Genomic DNA, 18,513 nt, shown 5'->3' on the forward strand with positions numbered 1-18,513 from the left:
AGCCCAAACGTGTGCCCGCCGGTCAGGCTCGGGTCGTGAGAGTGACAGTCGTCGGAGGCGGCGTGGTGGGCACCATGCACGCCTGGCAGGCAGTGGAACGCGGCCACGAGGTCGTACAGATCGAGCGCGAGACGGAGGCCCGCGGCGCGTCGCTGCGCAACTTCGGGCAGATCTGGGTGAGTGGCCGCGCGGGCGGAGAGGAACTCCAAACCGCCCTGCGGGCAAGGGAGTTGTGGGAGGAGATCGGCACCCGTGTCCCCGGGCTCGGCTTCCGGGCCAACGGCTCGCTGACCCCCGTGCGCGGGCCGCGCGAACTCGCCGTCGCCGAGGCCGCCGTGGCCCGCGAGGACTCCGCCGCCCGGGGCTACGAACTCCTCACCCCCGCCGAGACCCGCGCCGTCAACCCCGCCCTGCGCGGCGACTTCACCGCCGCCCTGTACTGCGAACGGGACGCGGCCGTCGAACCCCGCACCGCCCAACTCGCCCTGCGCGCCGAGCTGTCGAGGTCCCCGCGCTACACCTTCCTGCCGGGGCGCGAGGTCCGCGAGGTCGTCGGCGAGCGCGCGGTACGCGACGACCACGGGGACGTGCACGCGTCCGACACGGTGATCCTGTGCACGGGCGCCTGGCTCGGGGGACTCGTCCGCGAACTCGCCGGGCCCGAACTGCCCGTCCGCCGCGTCCGGTTGCAGATGATGCAGACCGACCCCCTCGGCGAACCGCTCCCCACCTCGGTCGCCGACGCGGACAGCTTCCGCTACTACCCCGCCTACCGCGGCCCCGCCCTCGACCAACTCGACGCACACCAGCCGCAGTTGCCGACAGCCGCCGCCCACGCCATGCAACTCCTCATGGTGCAGCGCGCCGACGGCTGCCTGACCATCGGCGACACCCACGAGTACGAGCACCCCTTCGCCTTCGACACCGACGAGGACCCCTACGACCACCTCACCGAGGTCGTCGAGTCGCTCCTCGGCCGCCTCCTCCCGAGGATCCGCCGCCGCTGGGCCGGCGTGTACGCGCAGTGCGCCGACCCCGCCCACGTCGTCCACCGCCAACAGGTGCGCGACGGCGTGTGGTTGGTCACCGGGCCCGGCGGACGCGGCATGACCTGCTCCCCGGCGATCGCCGAAACCACCGCGAACGAACTGAATTGGTGAGCAATCGATGAACCAGCAGATCCGCCTCGTCGTTCTGGACATGGCAGGCACCACCGTCGCCGACGACGGCCTCGTCGAGGAGGCGTTCAGGGCTGCCGCCCGACACCTGGGCGCGGACCCCGACGCGATGCTCGACCACGTCCGCGCCACCATGGGCGAGTCCAAGATCTCCGTCTTCCGCCACCTGTTCGGCGGGGAAGCGAAGGCCCAACAGGCCAACAGGGCCTTCGAGTCGGCCTACGCGGACCTCGTCGACGGTGGCCGGGTCACCGCCCTCCCCGGCGCCCGCGAAACCATCGAGACCCTCAAGTCCCAAGGCCGCACAGTGGTGTTGACGACGGGCTTCGCCCGCACCACCCAGGACGCGATCCTGGCCGCCCTCGGCTGGCAGGACCTCGCCCACCTCACCCTCTGCCCCGCCGACGCCGGCGGCCGGGGACGCCCGTACCCGGACATGGCGCTCACCGCGTTCCTGCGGACGGGTGCCGCGGACGCCGTAGGACAGATGGCCGTCGTCGGAGACACCTCGTACGACATGCTCAGCGGCGTCCGCGCCGGGGCGGGCCTGGTCGCCGGTGTGCTCACGGGGGCACACCGGCGCGACGCGCTGAGTGGCGCGGGCGCGACACACGTCCTCGCCTCGGTCGCCGAACTACCCGTGCTGCTCGCGGAGTCGACGCCTCAGACGAGGTCGACGATGTCCGCGATGGAGTCCACGACCTTCGTCGGCCGGTAGGGATAGCGGTCGAGGTCGGCCTTGGCCGTCAGGCCGGTCAGCACGAGGAAGGTCGTCATGCCCGCCTCCAGCCCGGCCAGTACGTCGGTGTCCATGCGGTCGCCGATCATGGCGCTCGTCTCCGAGTGCGCCCCGATGGTGTTCAGCGCGCTGCGCATCATCAGGGGGTTCGGCTTGCCGACGAAGTACGGCTCCTTGCCGGTGGCCTTGGTGATCAGGGCGGCGACCGAGCCGGTCGCGGGGAGGGCGCCCTCGGGGGAGGGGCCGGTGTTGTCGGGGTTGGTGGCGATGAACCGGGCCCCGTCGTTGATCAGCCGGATCGCCTTCGTCAGGGCCTCGAAGGAGTAGGTCCGGGTCTCGCCCAGGATCACGAAGTCGGGGTCGGAGTCGGTCAGCACGTAACCGGCGTCGTGCAGTGCCGTCGTCAGGCCGGCCTCGCCGATCACGTAGGCGGTGCCGCCCGGGTGCTGGTTGTCCAGGAAGGCGGCGGTGGCCAGGGCCGAGGTCCAGATGTTCTCCACCGGCACGTCCAGGCCGATCCGGCTCAGCCGGGCGTGGAGGTCGCGTGCGGTGTAGATCGAGTTGTTGGTGAGGACCAGGAACGGACGTCCCGTTTCGCGGAGCTTCTTGATGAACGCGTCCGCGCCGGGCACCGGGACGCCCTCGTGCATCAGCACCCCGTCCATGTCGGTGAGCCACGATTCGATGGGCTTGCGCTCGGTCATGGGTGGGCACTCCTGCGGTACGCGGGCATGTGAGGCCACCATGCTATGCACATCGGGTTTCACCTCCCCCATACGGAGCAGTCGGCCCCGGCTGAGGATGCGGGCGTCCGCCGCGAGGAGGAGTCTCCAGATATCTGGAGGTTCACGATGGGCTCACTGAAAGTCACTCTCTGTGCGACCGCGGCGATCTTCGCGGCGCTCACCCCGACGGCGTACGCGGCGGACGGAGGCGAAGTCTCGGTGACCCCCGCCTCCCCGGCCCCCGGCGCCGATGTCGCCCTGCGGATCAGCGGCTGCGCCGGTACGACGGGCACGGCGGCGTCGGACGCGTTCGTCGCTGACGCCAGACTGGCCGGCGCGGCCGGCACCCTCGCCGGCGAGACCCGGGTCCGCGGCACGCTGGAACCGGGCGACTACGACGTGAGGATCACCTGCGGGAGCGTGACGGTGAAGGGCGCGATCAAGGTCGTAGGAAACGCGTCCCAGTCGCCGTCGGAGTCCCCCACCGCCCCCACCGCTCCCGCCGCCCCCGCCTCGCCCGTCGCCCCCGTCCACGCGGGCGGTGGCGGCACCGCGCACCTCGCGGCCGTGGACGCCCGTGCGGCCGGGCCCGGTACCGGGCACGCGGTCGTCGGGCTGTTGCTGGCCGGTGTCGCCGCGGCGGCCGTGGCGCTGCGCGGCGCCCGCCGGAGCCGCAGGGCGGACTGACCGCCCATGTTCGATCACGACCGGCCCGCCGAGCACGAGCGCGCCTCCGGCACCGGACGGCTGCTGACCGGGGTGGCCTGGGCCGTGCTGCTGCTCGGGCTCTGGCTGTGGGGGCAGGACCTGACCGACATACGGCAGGGCATGTCCGCGCCGACGACCGGCGACGTGGCGGCCGTGGGACGGCCCCCGGAGGCCGAACTGCCGCCCGCCGCCAAGCCGTTGGGGAACGCGCTGCCCCAGCGCGTCGACATCCCCCAACTGGCCGTCCAGGCACCGGTGGTGGCCCGCCCGCTCGACGCGCAGGGCGCGATCGACCCCCCGCCGTTCGACCAGGCCGGCGTCGTCGGCTGGTACGGAAGCGGGGTGCGCCCGGGAGCGGCCGGAACCGCGCTGATGGTAGGGCACGTCGACACCGAGACCCGCCCCGCCGTCTTCTACAAGCTCAGCACGCTGCGCCCCGGCCAGACCATCCGCGTCATCCGCGACGACGGCAAGGTCGCCGAGTTCACCGTCGACGACGTACGCGTCCTGACCCGCGACCACTTCGACGCCCAACAGGCCTACGGCGTCCGGCAGTCGGGCCGCGCCGAACTGCGCCTCATCACCTGCGGCGGCACCTTCGACCGCGCCAGCCGCAGCTACACGGCGAACGTCGTCGTGTCCGCCTACCTCACCGGAACCGGTCTCTGACACCACCTTGCCCGGCCGACGACCCGCTCCCCCCGGAAGCCGCCGACCGGGCTGGTCCTCGACCGCGCGCGCACGGGCTGCGGGAGTAGCCCGGCGGACGGCGCGGGAGGCATGGGAATCCCAGTGGTGAAGGGTGTGACCGGCCGGAGACTGGGGCCCATCGGAGACGACTGTAGAACGGATGAGCGCCCCGGCCTAGAGGGCGAATGACGCCATGTCCCGATGTGGTAGCTCCCTGTCATATGCCCTGGTAGTTAACGGTTCTATGAAGTCCTCGGTTCGGCATCGTCCACGTCCCCCGCCGGCCGTGGGTGTAACAGCCCGCCGACAACACCCCGGGTGTCCTCGTGGGCGGCACGCCACGTATGTCACGATTGAGCCTTGGATCGGTACAGCCAAGGGGGAGTTGGATGTACGGCAGCCAGGGGACCCCGGTTCCCTTCGGCACACGGGCGTCGGCGCTGGTCGTGGGGGCGGCACTGCTCGTCGCGGGGTGCTCCTCCTCGGGGGGCGGGGGCAAGAAGCCCGACGTGAACGCGAAGATCACCCAGCAGTCCAAGGGCGCCGACCCGATCTGGGTCAATCCCGACACCAACGCGGCCCGGCAGGTCGCCGCCTACGCCAAGGCGGGCAGGACCGCCGACGCGGAACAGATCCGAAAGATCGCCGAGCAGCCCACCGGCGAGTGGATCGGCGCCGAGAACCCGAAGGCGGAGGCCCAGGGCTTCACCGAGGCCGCCGACCAGGCCGGCCGCACCGCCCTCCTGGTCCTCTACGACATCCCGCACCGCGACTGCGGCCAGTACTCCCAGGGCGGCGCGGGCGACGGCGACTCCTACCGCACCTGGATCGACGCCGTGGCGCAGGGCATCGCCGACCGCTCCGCCACGGTGATCCTCGAACCCGACGCCCTGCTCCACCTCGTGGACGGCTGCACCCCCGCCCAGTACCAGGCCGAGCGCTACGACCTCCTGAACTACGCCATCGGCAAGCTCAAGTCCCTCAAGAACACGAAGGTCTACCTCGACGCCGGAAACGCCGGCTGGGGCCACCCCGATGAGATCTACCAGCCCCTCCAGCGAGCGGGCATCGCCAAGGCCGACGGCTTCGCGGTGAACGTCTCCAACTTCTACTCCACCCAGGACTCCATCGCCTACGGCAAACAGCTCTCGTCGAAGGTCGGCAACAAACACTTCGTCATCGACACCAGCCGCAACGGCAACGGACCGTATACGGCCGGAGCCGCCAACGAGAACTGGTGCAACCCCCCGGGCAGGTCCCTGGGCGAAACCCCGACCACAAAAACGGCAGACCCCTTGGTGGATGCCTACCTCTGGATCAAACGCCCAGGAGAATCAGACGGCGAGTGCAAGGGCGGCCCGAAGGCGGGCCAGTGGTGGGCGAGTTACGCACTGAAGCTGGCCAAATCTTCCAACTAGCGCTCACCCCAACGCCCTTCTTTTAGGGGCGCGGGGAACTGCGCGACCAGCCCCCACGCACCCGCGGTCAAAACACAACCGCTACGGCACCTTCACCCACACCGCCTTACTAGGCGTCCCCTGATCGTCATCCACAAACAGCATGTACCACCCCGACTGCACCAGATTCCGATCCTTCGGCACAGTTACCGTGATCTTGTTCCCGGCCGTCGTGAAGTCCAGCGCAATGGACCGCTGATCAACATCCGTGACATGCGTGGACGCACTGGGCCGAATCAGCCGCACCTTCTTGACAGAAGAAGCGTGCTGCGAGATGAACGTCCCCGAAGCCCCCCGGGCAATCGACTCCGGCCCCCCGGAAAGATCCGGACGAGAATCCCGGTACAGATACGGCGGCGTATAAATCTCGATCCGCTGCTCAAAAACCCCCGGCTTCGTGTTCGCCCTGTCCGCGTACAACGGATTGGACCCGAAGAACATCACCCGCCCGTCCGGCAACAGAATCGACCCGGAGTGATAGTTCCGCCCCACCAGCGGATCGGCGACCTCCTCAAAACTGTTCGTGTCCGGGTGATAGAGCCGAGCCTGAAGGATGTCGGAGTCACCGCGCCCCCGATAGTCCTCGGACCCACCCGACACCAGCACCGTGTCATCGGGCAGGATCGACGTCTGCGGATACCGCGTCCCCTTCTCCAACGAGGGCCCGTCCACGAACTTGGGGTCGGCGTCCTTCAGATCGACCAGCCGGGTCCTGGCGGTCGACAGCTTCGACTCACCGACCCCGCCACCCCCGATCACCATGTACTTCTCGTCCTGCGCCGGAGGCAACAGCACGGTCGCCGAGGTCTCCAGCATGTTCGGATCACTGAGCCCCGGCACCTTGGTGAACTGATTGGTGTCGACGTCCCAGATACCAGGATCACGCCCCACGTTGTCCGGCCCGTACCCCGCGTTGGACCCCGAGTAGAACAGCTTCCCGTTCTCCATCAGGAACAGCGCCGGATACGTCGGGAACTGCCGCTTCGTCTTCGTGTACGTCCACTTCTTGGTCGCCGGGTCGAAGATCTCGTTCTTCCCCGGCACCAACTGCCCGATGTCGTCGAGCCCGGAAACACTGAGCACCTTCCCATCGCTCAGCGTCGTCAGGGTCGGATACCAGCGGGCCTCGTTCATCGGATCGACCTTGATGTACTTCCCGGCGACCGGATCGAACTCGTACGCGTTCTTGATCCCCTCGAAGTCCCGCTTGTCCAGGCCGAACTTGTTGCCGATGCCGTAGGTGTTGCGCTCGTCGGCGCCGGTCAACCCCTGGATGCTGTAGTTGTCCTGCGTGCCGGTCTCGTACGTGGTGCCCTCCTTCGGCGCCTCGACGACGACCCGGGCGTAACCGGGGTTGTTCCGCAGGAACCTGCCGGTCTTCGTGTCGAACACCTTGGTCGCGCGCGGGATCAGCGCCGAGTCGGTGGACACGAAGGTCTTGCCGTTCGCCTTGCCGGTGAACCTCGTGCCCTGGGGCAGTGTCATCGGCTTGTCGGGGTTCTCGTTGTACAGGATCATGACGCCGCCGGCCTTCTTGACGTCACCCTTCAGTTTCTCGTACTTCTTGGTGCCGCCCGCGATGAGGATGTTGCCGTTGGCGAGCTGGGTGTGGCCGGTGCAGAACAGGTCGGCCGGGGTGGGGATCTTCTTGATGGTGCCCTTGACGGGGTCCCAGATCCGCGACTCGAACCTCTTGGCGTTGAAGTTGTCCTGGTTGTTCCCCGAACCCGCCACGAGCAGCACTTTCCCGGTGTGCAGAAGTACCGCGTGGATGGTGTCCTGCCGGTACTCCTTCGGGAAGCTGATGATGTCCCAGTGCCCGTTCTCGGCTTTGTACTCGGGCTTGTTGATGACGTACTGGTGGTATCTCTCGGTCCCGAATCTGTACAGCCAGGGCCCGTTCATCCCGGCCAGGGCCAGTACGACCACCGTGCTGATCGCGAGTCGACGGGCACGGCGCCGGCCGGCTTCCTTCATTCCTTACGACCCCCCGTCCCGCCCAGCGCGATCTGCATGGTCTGTTCGCCACTGCCCGGCGTCCAACTGGGCTTCTGCTGCGGGACGGTGGGGACGACGGGAGGCTTCTTCCGCTCCTGCCGCAGCATGTACCGCCAGGCGAAGATCGGCGACGCGGTGATCAGCAGGGCGAACGCGGCCCAGGTGATCATCGCCGGATGGGAGTGCCCGTTCTCGAACCCGGCCAGCAGCGAGCCGCCGAAGATCAGGATGAAGAACCAGTGCACCCGGAACGTCCCGAACAGCGTGTCGGGGCTGGTCGAGTCGCCCTTGGGCGTGACCACGAACTTGCTCTTGCGCCGCAGTACGGCGTCCATCAGCGAGCGGGCGTAGATCGGCGCCGACAGCGCCGACATCACCATGCCGGCGACCCCGCCCGACCCCTCCGGCTCGTGCGGGGAGACGTTGTGCCGCCGGTTCCAGATGTAGAGCCCGATCTGCAGCGCGGACGCGTTGCCGTAGAGCATCAGCCACACCGTCGGGTCGATGTTCACACCCGAGGCGCCCAGGCCCAGGAACAACGAGCAACTCAGCGCGGCCAGTATCCAGTTGAGCGCGGACATCGGGTAGAAGATGATCATCATCGTGTAGTTGAAGAACTTCCCCGGCGGCATGGAGAAGAAGCCCTTCCAGTACTGCTTGAGGATGGTCTCGTACGTCCCGCGCGACCACCGGAGTTGCTGCGTGAAGAAGTCCGTCCAGGCGCTGGGTCCTTCGCCGACCGCGAGCACGTCCGGCGTGTAGACCGACCGCCACTTCCTCCCCGTGGCCGGGTTCTTCGCCCGGTGCATCTCGAAGCCGGTGGCCATGTCCTCGGTGATCGAGTCGTACAGGCCGCCGATCTGCTGAAGTGCCTTGATCCGTACGGCGTTCGACGTGCCGACGAACATCGGTGAGCCGTAGCGGTTGCCGGCGCGCTGGATCAGGGCGTGGAAGAGGAACTGCTGCGACTCGGCGGCCTTGGTGACCGGGGTGTCGTAATTGCCGTACACCTGTGGGCCGATGACGAAGCCGACGTCCGGGTCGCGGAAGTAACCGAGCATCCGCTCCAGGTAGTTGGGCAGCGGCACGTGGTCGGTGTCGACGGAGGCGAAGTAGTCGTACTCGCCGCCGTGCGCCTCCAGCCAGGCGTTGTAGTTGCCGTGCTTGGTCTTCGCGCGGTTCGGTCCCTTGGGCCGGTTCCACTTCTCGACTCCCTTGCGGGTGAAGTGGTGCACGCCGAGCCGCCCGCACACGGCCTTGACCTCGGGGTCGTCGCCCTCGTCCAGGAGCCACACGTGCAGAAGACCCCGGTGCCGCAGCCGTACGGCCGCCTCCAGGGTCTTGGTGACCATCTCCAGGGGTTCCTTGCCGGGCACGAACGTCGTGATGAACGCGACTCTCGTGCCGGTCTCGGGCACCACCGGGATCGGGTCGCGGGCGACCAGCGTGGCGTGCGCGTTGGACAGCACGTTCATGCAGCGGAAGAACTCGATCAGCCCGATCGAGACCAGCATCACGATGTCCAGCGCCGGCAGGAACGGGTAGGCGGGATAGTCGCGTTGGGTCCAGTGCTCGGGCTGCATCAGCCAGCCCAGCAGCACCAGGGACAGCAGCGGCGCCGCACTCAGCATGAGCGCGGCGCGTACGCGGTGCGTCTCCTGCGACAGCAGCGACCGGTACTGGACCTTGTACGGCTTGTCCGGGTCGGGCTGTGTGAGGGGTCCCGCCAGGCGGCTGTAGTGCTCGTAGTCGTATCTCGGAAGCGAGTTCTTGATCCGGCGGAAACCGCCGGTCCGGTGGCCCGGGACTCTGAGTTCGGTGGTTTGTGACGGGTCGAAGCCCTGTCGGGCGCCCGTCGGCGTCGACGTCATGAGTCATCCCCCCACACGCAGGAAGAGCGCGTGTCTGTTTGTCTCGGCCGCCCGTCAGGGTCCCCCTCGACTCACGACGGGCGTGTCAGTGGTGGCCACAGTCACCGCACAGTCCACTCACAGAGACATGCGACTGCGACCGTCCGGTTGCAGGATGCCCCCCTCGACATCCGTTTCCCGGCGGGGCCCCTCCTCCCCGCGAAACGGTGCAACCGGTTCCGTACCCCCTCAACTGCCGTGTATCGGCAGCATCTTCAAAACCAGGGTTCTACGGCGTTCAGCTTGATCGCAAGACACGAAACGCGCTGTTTACCGGTCATACGCGTTCATTGGGGCGCGTGTGGGGATCATGTGGAGTCGTTGTGGACAACCTTGTGCGCACGTTGTCGAAGTGTTCCCTTATGGCGCTCTCGGCGCGTTTCGCGTCCCCGGACCGGACCGCGTCGAGGATCTCCCGGTGCTGGCGGCAGGTGACCCCGGGGTCCTGCGGGCCGGCCGCGAGGTCGGCGCGGACGCGGTGGAAGGCGTCCCAGAAGGCTTCCAGGACCTCGCTCAGCAGTGCGTTGTCCAGCCCCCGGTACAGGGTGGCGTGGAAGGCCCGGTCGGTGGCCGCGAGTCCGGCACCCTCGGCGGCCTCCCGCTCCATCCGGCCCACCAGTGCGTCCAGTTCGACGAGGTCCCGCTCGGGCAGCCGCCCCGCGAGCCGGGCGACGAGCCCCGACTCCACCGCCTCCCGCAGTTCGAGCAGCTGCAGCAGGCTGTCCTCGCCCCGGTAGTGCCCGACGACGGTACGGAACGCGAGCCCCTCGACCATCGGCGCGAGCGACATCGGGCCGACGTACGTCCCGAACCCGTGCCGGATCTCGACGATCCCCATCGCCTGCAGCGCCTTGAGGGCCTCGCGCACCGAGTTCCGGCTGGCGCCGAGGAACACCATCAGCTCGGGCTCGGTCGGCAGCGGGGCCCCGGAGGGCAGCCGACGGTCGAGGATGAGCTTCTTGATCCGCTCCTGGAGGTCACGGGCTGCCATGGCCAGAGGGTATCCGGCCAAACGGGGGAGAGCTGTGTTCCGCCCACGCAAAAAGCCCCCGCTCACCGTTGCTGAGGTGCCGGGGCAAGGGGGTGTGGGTGGCGGAGCCCCCACTGCGCGCGGCGAAGCCGCGTAGAACGACGATGGCGAGGCCGGTTCGCGCTTTCCGCGAACATGCCTCGCCATCGCTAGCGTGCGCCGCCAGGGACTCGAACCCCGGACCCGCTGATTAAGAGTCAGCTGCTCTAACCAACTGAGCTAGCGGCGCCTGCTGACCTGCACAACTCTACCGGACGCGGAGGGGTGCTCCTGACCACCCCCGGACGGGCCCCGGTGGCCCGGTGTACATCATTCGGACCGTCAACATGCGAGTCCGGAAGACAGTTGAGAAACTGGCGGACGTGCACGAACGCGGATATTTCCACCTGGAGTGTGAGGGGCGTCGCATGGAGACTCCGGTATTCGAGGAATTCGATCCCGCGAGCGATTGCGACTGCCCGGGATGCGTTTACCGGCGGCGCTCCCCGACCCATTCCCCGACCGGCCGCACCGGCGGCCACCCCACCGCCCAGCGGGTCGTCGTCGTGGCCGCCGCCGCGTCCGCCGCCCTCGCCGCCGGGCACGCCGTACCGGCCGCGGCCACCCCCCACGCCCCGGCCCGCCCCGGCGTCCCCGCAGGTGACACGGGTGACGAGCCCGCCACCCCGCAGGGCGGCAAGGCCCCGCTGCACGGCCCGGCCGGGAAACCGGCGAAGCCGGCCGGCGCGCTCAAGGCGCCCGCGACCACCCGCGCCCAGATCATCAACCGGGCCAAGACCTGGATCGCGGCGCAGGTGCCGTACAGCATGGACGCGTACTGGTCCGACGGTTACCGGCAGGACTGCTCGGGGTTCGTCTCGATGGCCTGGGGCCTGCCGGGGAACGAATGGACCGGAAGTCTCGACCAGTACGGGGTGCGTATTCCCAAGGAGGAACTGGAGCCCGGCGACATTCTGCTGTTCCACAATCCCGCGAACCCCGAGAAAGGCTCGCACGTCGTCATTTTCGGCGGCTGGGCCGACTACACGCACACCTACTACATCGCCCTGGAGGAGACCCCCTCGCACGCCCGCCGCCAGTCCACGCCGTACGCGTACTGGAGCCACTCCGACAACTACGTCCCCTACCGCTACAAGGGCCTGACCGAGAGCGCGGCGCAGCTGCCGCCGACGGCCGACCCGGTGCGGCCGGTGACCCCGGCCGGCGCGGTCACGGCGAAGACGCCGTATCCGGGAGCGGCGTCTTTCGGCCCCGGCGCCGACAACAAGTACGTCACCCAGCTCGGCACCATGCTCGTCGCCCGGGGCGCGGGCGCCTACTACACCGCGGGTCCGGGCCCGGTCTGGTCGGACACGGACCGCCGGGCCACCCAGGCGTTCCAGCTGGCCCAGGGCTGGACCGGCCCGGACGCGGACGGCCTGCCGGGACCGCGGACCTGGGAACTGCTCGTCACCGGCAAGGGCAAGAACATCGGCGGCCCGGTCGTGGGAGCGGCGGGCCCGCCCGCCCCCGCCTCGCACGGCGTCCCCGGCTACCCGGGCCGGGGCGTGTTCCGCCCCGGCGAGACCAACGAGTACGTCACCCAGCTGGGAAAGCAGCTGGTCAAGAAGGGTTTCGGCACGCACTACACGACCGGCCCCGGACCCCGCTGGGGCGAGCCGGACCGGCGCAACGTCGAGGCCTTCCAGCGCGCCCAGGGCTGGCGGGGCGGCGCGGCGGACGGCTACCCGGGCCCGGAGACCTGGCGCCGCCTCTTCTCGTAACCCCGCTCGTCACCCCGCTCGTCACCCCGCTCGTCCCCACCCGTTGTGACGCATCTGGCGCGGAGGCTGGAGGCAACCATGAGTACGACGACCACATCACAGACGCCCGAGAACGAGGAACCCGTCGGGCCGCCCGAGGGGCAGACCCGTCCCGCGCGGCTCATCCAGAACGAGGCGACCACCGAGATCCCCGTCCACCTGCTGTTCCGCGACGACCCGGACCCGGTGTCGGTGCCGCTGAAGCCCGCCGTCGTCGCGCGCCGCCAGGGCACCGGCGAACAGCCCCGCTTCCGCCGCCCGGTCCCGGCCAAGCCGCGCCCGGCACCGGAGGTCGACCCCGACCTCGTCGAGCGGCCCGCCCGGGTGCTGCCCGGCACGGCGGGCGTGCTCGCCGGCACCTGCGGCCTGGCCGGCTGCCTCGCCACCTCGTGGTGGGCGGGCCTCCTGCCCCCGCTCGCGACCCATGCGCTACGACTGCCGTTCTACGCCGGTGCCGGACTCGGTCCCGCGCAGTGGGCCGCGTACGCGGGGGCGGGCACGCTCGGGCTGTTCGGCTTCGGCGGTCTTGCCCGGGGCCGTACCGGACGGGCCTGGGTGCTCGGCCTGTTCGGCCGCTACCGGGGGACCGTCCGGCGCACCGGGCTGATGTGGGTCAACCCGCTGCTGCTGCGCCGCCGCGTCGACGTACGGCTGCGGCACTGGCGCAGCGAGCCGATGCCGGCGGCGGACGCGAACGGGGTCGCGCTGCGGGTCGTCGTCCTGGTGGTGTGGCGGGTGCGGGACACCGCGCGGGCCACGCTCGGGGTCGAGGACCACGAGACGTATCTGCGCGAGTGCGTGGAGGCGGCGCTGGCCCGGGTGCCGGTGGAGCAGCCGGGCGGCGGCGTGAAGGGCGCGGCCGACCTGGCCGTCGACGCGCTGAGCCGGCTGGTCGCGGCGGACGCGGCGCCGGTCGGCATCGAGGTGTTCTCGGTACGGCCGGTGCGCGTCGAGTACGCCCCGGAGGTCGCCGCCGCGATGACCCGCCGCCGTATCGCCACGCTGGACGCGCAGCAGCGGGCGACGATGCTCACGTCGGTGGTCGACTCCGTGGAGGACACGGTGACGCGGCTGACCATGCGGGGGCTGGTGGAACTGGACGACTACGAACGCAAGGTACTGGTGAAGGACTTGACGGTCGCGTTCTGCTCGGGACGGGGAGAGGCCGCGCCGTGACGAGGTCCGTGACCGGTATGGACACAGTCAAGTAGGGGCAATAATCTGGGACTTGGTCTAGACCTGCACGGCTCACGGAACTCCCCACACGTTCTCCAGGAGCGGCAGCATGCGCAAAAAGACCAAGTGGTACGCCGCCGTGCTCGGGCTCACCACGGCCGGGGCCCTCGTGCTCTCGTCCGGCGCCGCGAGCGGCCACGGCTACACCGACCTCCCCATCAGCAGGCAGAAGCTCTGCGCCAACGGCACGGTGACCAACTGCGGCGACATCCAGTACGAGCCGCAGAGCGTCGAGGGCCCCAAGGGCTTCCCGGGGGCCGGCCCCGCCGACGGCCAGATCTGCAACGGCGGGATCAGCCGCTTCGCCCCACTCGGCGCACCGAAGACCCCGTCCGGCGCCGCGTGGCCGACGACGAAGGTGACGGGTGGTCAGTCGTACACCTTCCGCTGGCAGTTCACGGCCATGCACGCCACCACGGACTTCAAGTACTACGTCACCAAGCCGGGTTGGAACCAGACCCACAACCTCGCCCGCTCGGACCTCAACACCACCCCGTTCCTCACCGTCCCCTACAACGGTCAGCGCCCCCCGGCCACCCTCTCCCACAGCGGCACCCTCCCGTCCGGCCTCACCGGCCACCACGTGATCGTCGCGGTGTGGACGATCGCGGACACGGCCAACGCGTTCTACGCCTGCTCGGACGTCACTTTCTGAGCCTTTCTTGAGACAGTCCGGCGTCCCCCGGGGGTAGGTTCCCCCCACCAAGCGGTACTTGACCTCGGGGGACACCATGGATGCGCTGTTCTACGTCATACCTGTGCTCATCATCGCCGTGCTGCTGTTCGCCGCGGTCGGGGTGATCCGCCGCGCGCGGGCGGCGAACAGGGCCTGGAGCAGCGGGCTCACGGCCGAGGCCCGCTGTCTGCGGACGTACACGACGACCAGCGGCGGCAGCGGGGACACGTCGGTGACGACGCGGCTGAACCACGTCTACGAGTTCACGACGCGCGAGGGCCGTACCGTCCGCTTCGAGGAGCGGGGCGGGCCGGGGACGGTCCTGGAGGGCGACATCGTCACCGTGTACTACACGGCGGACCACCCCGAGCGGGCCACCGCCGAGGCCCCGGCGCGCGGGAAGCTCCTGGCGAGGACCGGCGCCGCGCTGGCTTTCTTCGGCGTGTTCATCGCCTTCTGCGTCGGGTTCATCGTCGTGACCCACGAGGCGTTCTCGACTGCGGGCGACTTCATGAGCCCGTAGGCTCCCCATCTGACGGTACGTCAACTACCGTGCGCCTCCATGGAGTCCAGGAGGCGTACGACCGTCGCGGAACTCGTGCGGGCACGGTGGGGCGACCACCGCCCCGGCCTGTGGTGCGAGCACCGGGTGCTCACCCACCACGAGGTGGCGGCCGGTGCCGCGGCCAGGGCGGCCCTGCTGACCGACCTGTTACCACCCGGCACCGCACCTCACGTCGGCGTCCTGCTCGACAACACCTCTGAATATCCCCTGTGGTTGAGCGCGGCGGCCCTCGCCGGCGCGGCCGTCGCCGGTATCAACCCCACCCGCCGCGGCCCCGAACTGGCCCGCGACATCCTGCACACCGAGTGCCGGATCCTCGTCACCGAACGCACCCACCTCCCCCTCCTCGACGACCTCCAACTCCCCGGCGTACGCCTCCTGGTGACGGACACCCAGGCCTACGACGACCTCCTCGCCCCCTACGCGGACGCGCACCCTTCCGCCTTCACCCACGCCACCCCCGACGACCGCATCCTGCTCTACTTCACCTCCGGTTCCACCGGCGCCCCGAAGGCCGCGATCTGCACCCAGGGCCGCCTGGCCGCCGCCGGCGACTCACTGGCCGGCAGCTTCGGTGTCCTGCGCGACGACGTGCACTACATCTGCATGCCGATGTTCCACGGCAACGCGGTGATCGCCGACTGGGCACCGGCGCTGGCGGCCGGCGCGGGGGTGGCACTGCGCCGCAGGTTCTCGGCCTCACGCTTCCTGGACGACGTAAGGACCTACGGCGCCACGTACTTCACCTACGTCGGCCGTGCCGTGCAGTACATCCTGGCCACCGAGGAGCGCGCCGGCGACCGGGACAACCCGCTGCGCATGGGCTTCGGCACGGAGGCGGGGGCGGTGGACGCGGCGGCGTTCGAGCGGCGGTTCGGGGTGCGGCTGGTGGAGGGGTACGGGTCCTCGGAGGGCGGGGCGGCGGTGCAGTGGTCGCCGGGGACACCGGCCGGGGCGGTCGGACGGGCGGCGCCCGGTCTCGCCGTAGTCGATCCCGAGACGTGCGCGGAGTGCCCGGCGGCGGCCTTCGACTCGGCCGGGCGGCTGCTCAACGGGGAAGAGGCGATAGGGGAGTTGGTGAACCGCGGCGCCAACCCCTTCGAGGGCTACTGGCGCAACCCGGAGGCGGACGCCGAGCGGCTCAGGGCGGGCTGGTACTGGACCGGCGACCTCTTCTACCGCGACACCGACGGCTACCTCTACTTCGCCGGCCGCACCGACGACCGCCTCCGCGTCGACAGCGAGAACCTGGCCGCCGCGATGATCGAGAACATCCTCGCCCGCTACGAGGGCGCCGACGCGGTGGCGGTGTACGCGGTACCGGACCCGGTGACCGGCGACCAGGTCATGGCGACGATCGCCGGACACTTCGACCCGCTCACCTTCGCGGAGTTCCTGCTGGCCCAGCCGGACCTGGGAACGAAGATGGCACCCCGGTTCGTACGGGTGGCGCAGCGGATGCCGGTGACGGCGACGAACAAGATCCACCGGGCGGGGCTGAGGCGGGAGGGGGTGCGCTGCGCCGATCCGGTGTGGTGGCGGCCACCGGGCGAGGCCGCCTACCGACGACTGACTCCGGAGGACGCCGAGCCCTGAAAGACGTCACGGATCGTCACGAAGGGCAGTGCCTACCGCTACCGCTGTGCCGGGCTGCGGCTGTTCTGCATCTCGGGCAGCCATGTGTTCCTTGTCCCGCGGTTCTGGAGTCCCGGCGCAACGGCACCTGTCCCGCCTTGCCGGGATCCTGGTCACAGACCTTTCGTGCCGGTGAGTCCGTCGCCGGACTCGGTGCCGGCGAAACCGGTGCCGGCCGCGTCCAGGGTGAACTGGTCGACCGTGCCGGTGGTCCAGACGATCACGACCTCGCCCGGACCCTTTCCTGCGTACCAGTGGCCCCAGCCGTCGGACTTCGTCGGAGCCGCCGACGAGGTGGGTTTGGTGCGGGCCCAGAAGCAGGTGCCGGCCGCGGTCAGGAAGTAGAAGAAGGTGGCGCCCCGCCAGATGACGGTCCACCAGCCGGCCAGGCCGGTGAGCGTGCCAGGCGGCGGGTCGTCCGCGCTGAAGTGCAGCAGGCTGACGAACGGGTGCTCGGAGCCGACGGTGCGGACCTGCCAGGTGCCCTCGCCGGCGCCGAGGTCCGGGTGGTCCATGGTGGAGTGGCAGGTCATCCTGGCGTCCCCGGTCGCCGTGTCGACCGTGACGAGCATCCCGGCGTGTTCCTGGCGGCCAGCGGCGGCGAAGGTCAGTACGTCACCGGGCTTGATGACGTGGGACAGGGCGGCGAAGACGGCCTCGGTCGCCGCCTTCGGGGCCATGTCGACGATGAGCTTCACCTCGGTGGCGGGCCGGTCCTTCAGCCGGTACAGCTGGGCCGGGTCGCGGGTGGGCCACACCCCACCGGGGTGGGCCGGGCCGAGTCCCGACACGCCGCCGGCCGCGAGGCAGTGCGAGATATAGGTGGTGCAGTCGTTGAGCCCGCCGGGGCTGCCGGGCACCCCGGCGGTGCCGAACCAGTTCTGCGCGAGGAACCGATCGCTCGGCGGGACGTCGGACTCGCGGAAGTGCAGACCGACGTGGGCGGGCGCGACGTAGTACAGCCCGTCGGCCGGGCCGCTGGTGCCGGTACTCACGTCGGTGACCACGTTGCGCAGGAACACCGGTTCCCAGTCCGGCTTGATCACATGACGCGCCAACAGTTCGGTCTTGCGCTGCCGGACGTCGATCGCCTCGCTCTTCGTCCACACGAGGTGGTCGTCCGTCGGCCGGAACCAGAAGCTCTTCGCGTAGTCGGTGGCCTTGGTGCGGTCCACGCTCAGGCCCCGGGCGCGGTGAACTCGGTGCCGTTCCAGACCCAGTCGGTCTTCGCGGCGAACGGGGTGCCGTCCACCTCGCCGGGATACCGCACCAGGTCCAGTTCGGCCCCGAGCCGGCTGACGCCCGGCAGCAGTCCGGAGAGGTTCACCATACGGCTCCAGCCCAGGTCGGCCGGCCCGGTCGGCAGCGCCGCGGCAGGTGTGGTGACCCAGCCGGCCGCGCCGAGGAGCGGGCGCAGCGGCAGCAGCCGGACCAGGCCGAGGTGGACCGTCATCGGCGTCGGACCCGGCGCCAGCACCGCGCCCTCCATGTCCCGCTCGGGCAGCGCGGCGGTCGCCGGGTTGCCGGGGTCGGGCCGGGCGAACAGGTCGTACCCGGTTGCCACGCCGCCGATCTCCCGGCCGAGCACGATCGAGTCGGTGGTCGGGTCGGCCAGTGCCGCGGTCGGCAGGACCCGCAGCTGCCGACCGCAGGCCTCCAGCGGATCGGTCGCGTCGGAAAGCGCCGGCAGGGCGGGGCTGGCCCACAGCGGCAGGACCGCGCCGACCTGGTGCACCGCGGCCAGCACCGTCTGCAGACCCGCGACCAGGTCCGCGCGCACCGGTACCGTCGTCGGCGCGGTCGGCCCGGCGGCGCCGGCCGGCCGGTCGTTGGCCAGCGCGGTGAAGGTGAGCAGGCGGCTGCCCTGGGGCGGCGCCACCGCGGGGCCCGCGACGCCGAGGACCGAGCTCAACGCCTGTAGCGCGGTGGTGCGTTGACCCAGGTCCTCCAGGAGGTTGAACAGCCCGGCGGTCTGGGTGATGTTCAGTGGCGCCGGCGCGCGGGACGGGATCACGTCGCCCTCCAACGCGAGCCGGCGCAACAGGAGCAGCTGGGCCTCCTGTGCGGCCGGGCTCGCCGCTGTCTGGATGACGTTGACCAGCGCGTCCAGCGCCCGGTCCTCGGCGGTGGCCGCCGGCGTGGCGGGGGTGGGCTGGGACATGCG

General features: G+C 70.2%; 16 protein-coding genes and 1 tRNA gene. 10 read left to right on the forward strand and 7 right to left on the reverse strand.

Features of this window, described 5'->3' with window-relative positions; all coding sequences use genetic code 11:
• The first annotated feature begins 35 nt into the window (after positions 1 to 35).
• Entirely contained in the window at positions 36 to 1,160 is a 1,125-nt protein-coding gene (locus tag ACIQBL_RS06205; RefSeq protein WP_401937395.1) for a TIGR03364 family FAD-dependent oxidoreductase, read from the forward strand.
• Positions 1,161 to 1,167: 7 nt separating this feature from the next.
• Positions 1,168 to 1,896, forward strand: coding sequence for a phosphonatase-like hydrolase (locus ACIQBL_RS06210; protein WP_401937396.1), 729 nt, complete (start codon positions 1,168 to 1,170; stop codon positions 1,894 to 1,896).
• On the opposite strand, the gene ACIQBL_RS06215 is transcribed toward ACIQBL_RS06210, so the two are convergent.
• The gene (locus tag ACIQBL_RS06215; RefSeq protein ID WP_401937398.1) at positions 1,842 to 2,621 is read right to left on the reverse strand and encodes an HAD-IIA family hydrolase; all 780 of its coding nucleotides are present in this window, start codon (positions 2,619 to 2,621) and stop codon (positions 1,842 to 1,844) included. The genes ACIQBL_RS06210 and ACIQBL_RS06215 overlap by 55 nt on opposite strands.
• Positions 2,622 to 2,768: 147 nt before the next feature.
• On the opposite strand from ACIQBL_RS06215, the gene ACIQBL_RS06220 reads away from it, so the two are divergent.
• From ACIQBL_RS06220 to ACIQBL_RS06230, 3 genes are all read left to right on the forward strand, one after another.
• Positions 2,769 to 3,329, forward strand: coding sequence for a hypothetical protein (locus ACIQBL_RS06220; protein WP_401937400.1), 561 nt, complete (start codon positions 2,769 to 2,771; stop codon positions 3,327 to 3,329).
• Between the two features lie 6 nt (positions 3,330 to 3,335).
• Positions 3,336 to 4,019: a class F sortase gene (locus tag ACIQBL_RS06225; protein WP_401937402.1), complete on the forward strand. Its 684-nt coding sequence runs from the start codon at positions 3,336 to 3,338 to the stop codon at positions 4,017 to 4,019.
• 410 nt (positions 4,020 to 4,429) lie between these two features.
• Positions 4,430 to 5,458 (forward strand): glycoside hydrolase family 6 protein, encoded by a 1,029-nt coding sequence (locus ACIQBL_RS06230; protein WP_401937404.1) that lies wholly within the window; start codon positions 4,430 to 4,432, stop codon positions 5,456 to 5,458.
• Positions 5,459 to 5,539: 81 nt separating this feature from the next.
• On the opposite strand, the gene ACIQBL_RS06235 is transcribed toward ACIQBL_RS06230, so the two are convergent.
• The 4 genes from ACIQBL_RS06235 to ACIQBL_RS06250 form a co-directional block, all read right to left on the reverse strand.
• On the reverse strand, positions 5,540 to 7,474 hold the full coding sequence (locus ACIQBL_RS06235; RefSeq protein WP_401937407.1) for a galactose oxidase-like domain-containing protein: 1,935 nt from the start codon (positions 7,472 to 7,474) through the stop codon (positions 5,540 to 5,542).
• Positions 7,471 to 9,366, reverse strand: coding sequence for a glycosyltransferase family 2 protein (locus tag ACIQBL_RS06240; RefSeq protein ID WP_401937410.1), 1,896 nt, complete (start codon positions 9,364 to 9,366; stop codon positions 7,471 to 7,473). Before ACIQBL_RS06240 ends, ACIQBL_RS06235 begins: the two co-directional genes overlap by 4 nt.
• 316 nt (positions 9,367 to 9,682) lie before the next feature.
• Positions 9,683 to 10,396: a FadR/GntR family transcriptional regulator gene (locus ACIQBL_RS06245; RefSeq protein ID WP_401937411.1), complete on the reverse strand. Its 714-nt coding sequence runs from the start codon at positions 10,394 to 10,396 to the stop codon at positions 9,683 to 9,685.
• A 194-nt stretch (positions 10,397 to 10,590) separates the two neighbouring features.
• A tRNA-Lys gene (locus ACIQBL_RS06250) sits at positions 10,591 to 10,664 on the reverse strand.
• A 178-nt stretch (positions 10,665 to 10,842) separates the two neighbouring features.
• On the opposite strand from ACIQBL_RS06250, the gene ACIQBL_RS06255 reads away from it, so the two are divergent.
• From ACIQBL_RS06255 to ACIQBL_RS06275, 5 genes are all read left to right on the forward strand, one after another.
• Positions 10,843 to 12,198, forward strand: a complete 1,356-nt coding sequence (locus ACIQBL_RS06255; protein ID WP_401937413.1) for a peptidoglycan-binding protein — start codon at positions 10,843 to 10,845, stop codon at positions 12,196 to 12,198.
• Between the two features lie 78 nt (positions 12,199 to 12,276).
• Entirely contained in the window at positions 12,277 to 13,413 is a 1,137-nt protein-coding gene (locus tag ACIQBL_RS06260) for an SPFH domain-containing protein (RefSeq protein ID WP_401937416.1), read from the forward strand.
• Between the two features lie 109 nt (positions 13,414 to 13,522).
• Positions 13,523 to 14,128, forward strand: coding sequence for a lytic polysaccharide monooxygenase (locus ACIQBL_RS06265; protein WP_401937419.1), 606 nt, complete (start codon positions 13,523 to 13,525; stop codon positions 14,126 to 14,128).
• A 76-nt stretch (positions 14,129 to 14,204) separates the two neighbouring features.
• Positions 14,205 to 14,672: a DUF3592 domain-containing protein gene (locus tag ACIQBL_RS06270; protein ID WP_401937422.1), complete on the forward strand. Its 468-nt coding sequence runs from the start codon at positions 14,205 to 14,207 to the stop codon at positions 14,670 to 14,672.
• Positions 14,673 to 14,711: 39 nt separating this feature from the next.
• Entirely contained in the window at positions 14,712 to 16,310 is a 1,599-nt protein-coding gene (locus tag ACIQBL_RS06275; protein ID WP_401937425.1) for an AMP-binding protein, read from the forward strand.
• Between the two features lie 152 nt (positions 16,311 to 16,462).
• On the opposite strand, the gene ACIQBL_RS06280 is transcribed toward ACIQBL_RS06275, so the two are convergent.
• Together ACIQBL_RS06280 and ACIQBL_RS06285 are read right to left on the reverse strand one after the other, a co-directional pair.
• Complete coding sequence (locus ACIQBL_RS06280) at positions 16,463 to 17,524, reverse strand: amidase domain-containing protein (protein ID WP_401937427.1); 1,062 nt, start codon at positions 17,522 to 17,524, stop codon at positions 16,463 to 16,465.
• 2 nt (positions 17,525 to 17,526) lie between these two features.
• Positions 17,527 to 18,510 (reverse strand): hypothetical protein, encoded by a 984-nt coding sequence (locus ACIQBL_RS06285; protein ID WP_401937430.1) that lies wholly within the window; start codon positions 18,508 to 18,510, stop codon positions 17,527 to 17,529.
• Positions 18,511 to 18,513 lie beyond the last annotated feature (3 nt).

Origin of the sequence: Streptomyces sp. NPDC088350 (genome assembly GCF_044753545.1) — a bacterium.
Classification (GTDB): domain Bacteria; phylum Actinomycetota; class Actinomycetes; order Streptomycetales; family Streptomycetaceae; genus Streptomyces.

Bases quoted from the DNA above. Each gene is read 5' to 3' on its own strand.
- ACIQBL_RS06210 (WP_401937396.1), top strand. From the start codon at position 1,168: ATGAACCAGCAGATCCGCCTCGTCGTTCTGGACATGGCAGGCACCACC.
- ACIQBL_RS06215 (WP_401937398.1), bottom strand. From the start codon at position 2,621: ATGACCGAGCGCAAGCCCATCGAATCGTGGCTCACCGACATGGACGGG.
- ACIQBL_RS06220 (WP_401937400.1), top strand. From the start codon at position 2,769: ATGGGCTCACTGAAAGTCACTCTCTGTGCGACCGCGGCGATCTTCGCG.
- ACIQBL_RS06225 (WP_401937402.1), top strand. From the start codon at position 3,336: ATGTTCGATCACGACCGGCCCGCCGAGCACGAGCGCGCCTCCGGCACC.
- ACIQBL_RS06230 (WP_401937404.1), top strand. From the start codon at position 4,430: ATGTACGGCAGCCAGGGGACCCCGGTTCCCTTCGGCACACGGGCGTCG.
- ACIQBL_RS06235 (WP_401937407.1), bottom strand. From the start codon at position 7,474: ATGAAGGAAGCCGGCCGGCGCCGTGCCCGTCGACTCGCGATCAGCACG.
- ACIQBL_RS06240 (WP_401937410.1), bottom strand. From the start codon at position 9,366: ATGACGTCGACGCCGACGGGCGCCCGACAGGGCTTCGACCCGTCACAA.
- ACIQBL_RS06245 (WP_401937411.1), bottom strand. From the start codon at position 10,396: ATGGCAGCCCGTGACCTCCAGGAGCGGATCAAGAAGCTCATCCTCGAC.
- ACIQBL_RS06255 (WP_401937413.1), top strand. From the start codon at position 10,843: ATGGAGACTCCGGTATTCGAGGAATTCGATCCCGCGAGCGATTGCGAC.
- ACIQBL_RS06260 (WP_401937416.1), top strand. From the start codon at position 12,277: ATGAGTACGACGACCACATCACAGACGCCCGAGAACGAGGAACCCGTC.
- ACIQBL_RS06265 (WP_401937419.1), top strand. From the start codon at position 13,523: ATGCGCAAAAAGACCAAGTGGTACGCCGCCGTGCTCGGGCTCACCACG.
- ACIQBL_RS06270 (WP_401937422.1), top strand. From the start codon at position 14,205: ATGGATGCGCTGTTCTACGTCATACCTGTGCTCATCATCGCCGTGCTG.
- ACIQBL_RS06275 (WP_401937425.1), top strand. From the start codon at position 14,712: ATGGAGTCCAGGAGGCGTACGACCGTCGCGGAACTCGTGCGGGCACGG.
- ACIQBL_RS06285 (WP_401937430.1), bottom strand. From the start codon at position 18,510: ATGTCCCAGCCCACCCCCGCCACGCCGGCGGCCACCGCCGAGGACCGG.